This is a genomic window from Silvanigrella sp. (assembly GCF_044369315.1).
GTDB lineage: Bacteria > Bdellovibrionota_B > Oligoflexia > Silvanigrellales > Silvanigrellaceae > Silvanigrella.
In genome coordinates this window covers 1-3,803 of the sequence record NZ_JBIPMD010000284.1, presented here as the reverse complement: position 1 = coordinate 3,803, position 3,803 = coordinate 1, and the positions used below count along the sequence as shown (strand labels likewise).

Genomic DNA, 3,803 nt, shown 5'->3' with positions numbered 1-3,803 from the left:
AATTTAAAAGTCATTTGCCTATTTGGGAGCAATTTCGCTCCCTCGCTGGATAATTGCGCCTAATGGGAACCTACTTGAAAAGTAACAAACCAATGTTTCGTGGCTCCTAATTATTTGCAACAGAACCAAAAATTTACTAGCATTCATTTTGTTTGTAAAATGCACTTATTGGTAGGACACTTACCCATTAGGAGATGTTTTGTGAAAAAAACAATATTATCCGCTTTTATGACTGCAAATATATTATGTCCAATCTACGCTTTTTCAGATGGAATACACGATCACAAGTCACACAATTCAGAAACTAGCGGTCAAATGGGTGATCCTAAGAATGTCACTAAAGAAATAATAGTAGAAGCAAATGATAACATGCGATTTACCCCTTCTTCAATTAATGTAAAAAAAGGTGAAACAATAAAAATTACACTTTTGAATAAAGGAAAAGTGAATCATGAGCTTGTGCTTGGGAGTAAAAAAGAGCTTAAAATACATGCCGAGATGATGCTCAAAAATCCTACTATGAAGCACCAAGAGGGTGAATCTTCCATCACAGCCGAGCCAGGGCAATCTAAAAGTTTAATTTGGAAATTTACAAAGTCTGGTACTGTCGATTTTGGTTGTTTATTACCTGGCCACTATCCAGCCGGTATGGTCGGCGAGTTCAAAGTAAAGTAGGTTTGATTTTTGCTACGCATGGCATGTAAGTGAACCCGTTTACACTGGGAGTTTTTTTAAATGAAATGGATTTCAGTTATTGCGTTCTTTTTGCAGTTTATTTTATTTAATTATACTTATGCAAAAACAGTTAAGTATGAATTAACTACCACTAACGAACAAATAAATGTGTCTGGAAATAAAACCATTAATTTTGCCTTACTTGTGAATAAAAGTCTGCCTGCACCGACCCTAGAATTTATCGAAGGCGATGATGCTGAGATCACGATCATCAATAAAATTCCAAAACAAGAAGTATCCATCCATTGGCATGGAATTCTACTTCCCAACGAAATGGATGGTGTTCCCTATGTAACGACTCCGCCCATTCCAAGTGGGACTCAATTTGTCTTTAAGTTTAAAATAAGGCAAAACGGTACTTACTGGTACCACTCTCATACAGATGTCCAAGAACAAAAAGGAATTTATGGGGCGATTGTTATTCACCCTAAGGACAAAAAAATTTCTTATCAAAAAGATGCTGTCGCAGTTTTAAGTGATTGGTCAGATGAAAATGCAACGCAAATTTTAAAGAATTTAAAAAAAGATGGAGACTATTATCTTTATAAAAAAGGAACCATGCGCTCATGGTTTGGAGCGCTTTTAGAGGGTCAATTTGGAAATTTTATAAAAAACGAATGGTCACGTATGGGAGGCATGGATTACTCTGATGTCGGCTATGATGCTTTTCTTATTAATGGAAAGAAAGAATCACAGCTAGGTGTCGCCAAAAAAGGTGAAAAGGTTCGTATTAGACTTATAAATGCAGCGGCCTCGACATACTTCTTCGTTGCTTTAGGAGACAAACCAGTAAGGGTAATTTCAGCCGATGGCATTGATATCAAAGCCACACTCTCACAAGAAATTCTTATGGGCATGGCAGAAACTTACGATTTGTTGTTTGAAGTACCGGATAACAAAAACTACGAACTCAAAATCACCGCCCAAGATGGTACTGGGATTGCTAAAGCATGGATTGGTAACCCCAGTGGGGAAAAAGTATTTGCACCCGTAAAACCCATGCCAGATCAGTATGAAACAATGGACCATGATATGTCAGCGATGGGTGGAATGGACCATAGTATAATGATGGATCATTCAAAACACAGTATGGGAGGTATGGACAAAGCCATGCCTGAAACACCTGCTATGGATCACTCAATGCATCATATGCCAGAGGTGGACCATTCGAAAATGATTCAACCAAAGAGTGACATGTCCTCTAAAAATGAACTAATTCAAACTCTCACTGTTGATAAAATTCAATCACCAATTCCTACTGAATATAAAAATTCCAGAAAAGTAGTTGAATTTAAACTTGTTCTTGGCGGAGATATGGAAAGGTATGTGTGGCACATTAATGGTAAAGCAATATTTGAAGATAAAACTATAGTTGTAGAAGAAAATGATTTAGTTCGTTTTGTATTTGAAAACCAAACCATGATGCACCATCCTATGCATTTACACGGGCACTTTTTTAGAGTTTTAAACCAGTTTGGAGCTTATTCGCCTTTAAAACACACCGTTGATGTCCCGCCTCATGGTACAAAGACCATAGAATTTTTTACAAATGAACCTGGACAATGGATGCTTCATTGTCACAATTTATTTCACCTTAAAACAGGTATGGCGCGGGTTGTGAGTTATGAATCATTTAAGCCAAAAGAAGAAGTCGCGGTACATCAAAAGCATGATCCTCACGATCATGATCATCTTTATGCAACCTCAGACGTTTTAGCTGCAACAAATATCGTTCGTGCATCTGCAAAGTTGTCTCAATCATGGCAAGAACTAGAATTATCAGCAGAATCTCTTAACACATCAAAGAAGCCTTTTTCTTTTAATGAAAAATGGGAAACAGACTTAGAACTTATGTATAAAAGATTTTTTGCTTCTACAAATTACTTTCACCTCTTAGGCGGTGCTGCTTATGAACATGAGAAATTTTACGGACAAGCTGGATTTTTTTACATGCTACCTCTTCTAGTAGAAAGTAAAGTTTTAATTAATCATAAAGGTAGATTTAAACTTAGCGTAGAAAAAGACTTTCAATGGACAAAATATATTTCTTCACAAGTTGAGTTTCTATGGAAACCAAACCCTATTGAAGGTGAAAAGATTGAATATCTTGGAACTCTTATGTTTGCAAATGATTGGAATTGGTCTGCTGGACTTACTTTAACACAAGATAGCCTTGGTGTAGGTGTTCGAATTAGATTATAGTTTTAGGGGATGTAACCAAGAACTGCGGAAATTTCTGCGGTTCTCGGTTACATCCCCTTCTAGAGAAAAAATGGAAAAGAGTTATTTTTCTTTTACTGGATTTACTGGGGTCTTGGGCGCTTTGAAGCGAAAACTGTCGGTATAGGCTAGTTAGCATATTATGTTATATAACCCGTATTACTAAACTTTTATTATTTGATAGACAAATTTGTTCATCAAATCTTAGGCTTATATTTTTCACATTTACTTATCCAGACAGCAATTTTTTTTAGTTTGGCATTTATTTGAGGTTTATTTATTCTTTTTTTAGTTATTTTATTCCAAAGTTCTTCCATAACAAAATTTAGATCGCTTGGATAACTTATTAAATCTTGATTCAAATTTTTAAAAAGATATGGTTTACCATCTTTTTTACATGAACCTCCTATCGTTAAATGAGATATGTGCCAACCATTTTTCGTAACTTTAAAATCATATACATCATAATGTCCCCAGCGATTTGAATATATTTTTAATTTAAATATATTACTAGATAAACTTGAAATATATTGATTTAGTGATATTCTTTTTGGCATATCTACCTCAATTTTTCATAAATAGTAAAGTGTAACACTAACGAGGGTTCAAGTTACACTCTAAATGTTACTTAAATTCTCATAAAAAAGTGTAACAAAGCTCATCACACGATCAATGTCACGATGTGTCCTCCCAATAAGTGATTTTTACAAAACGTAAATACAGATTTAAATTTCCTTTTGAGGGGGAGATTTAAATGGAGATGGAAAATAGACTTTTAAAATTGTCAGAACAAGTTGCTTTTGAAAGAAGTAAAGGAAATATAAAGAGTTGGTCTGATGAAATAAAAA

Annotated in this window: 3 protein-coding genes; 2 read left to right on the top strand and 1 reads right to left on the bottom strand. The window is 34.8% G+C overall.

Annotated features, from left to right (window positions below; genetic code table 11):
* Positions 1-201 precede the first annotated feature (201 nt).
* Both ACIQ56_RS15515 and ACIQ56_RS15510 read left to right on the top strand, forming a co-directional pair.
* Positions 202-675 carry a plastocyanin/azurin family copper-binding protein gene (locus ACIQ56_RS15515; protein WP_397601951.1) on the top strand — a complete coding sequence of 158 codons (474 nt, stop codon included), beginning with the start codon at positions 202-204 and terminating at the stop codon, positions 673-675.
* Between the two features lie 60 nt (positions 676-735).
* Positions 736-2,937, top strand: coding sequence for a multicopper oxidase domain-containing protein (locus ACIQ56_RS15510; protein ID WP_397601950.1), 2,202 nt, complete (start codon positions 736-738; stop codon positions 2,935-2,937).
* Positions 2,938-3,152: 215 nt separating this feature from the next.
* Here the strand turns inward: ACIQ56_RS15510 and ACIQ56_RS15505 are convergent, their stop codons facing one another.
* Positions 3,153-3,512 (bottom strand): hypothetical protein, encoded by a 360-nt coding sequence (locus ACIQ56_RS15505; protein ID WP_397601949.1) that lies wholly within the window; start codon positions 3,510-3,512, stop codon positions 3,153-3,155.
* Positions 3,513-3,803 lie beyond the last annotated feature (291 nt).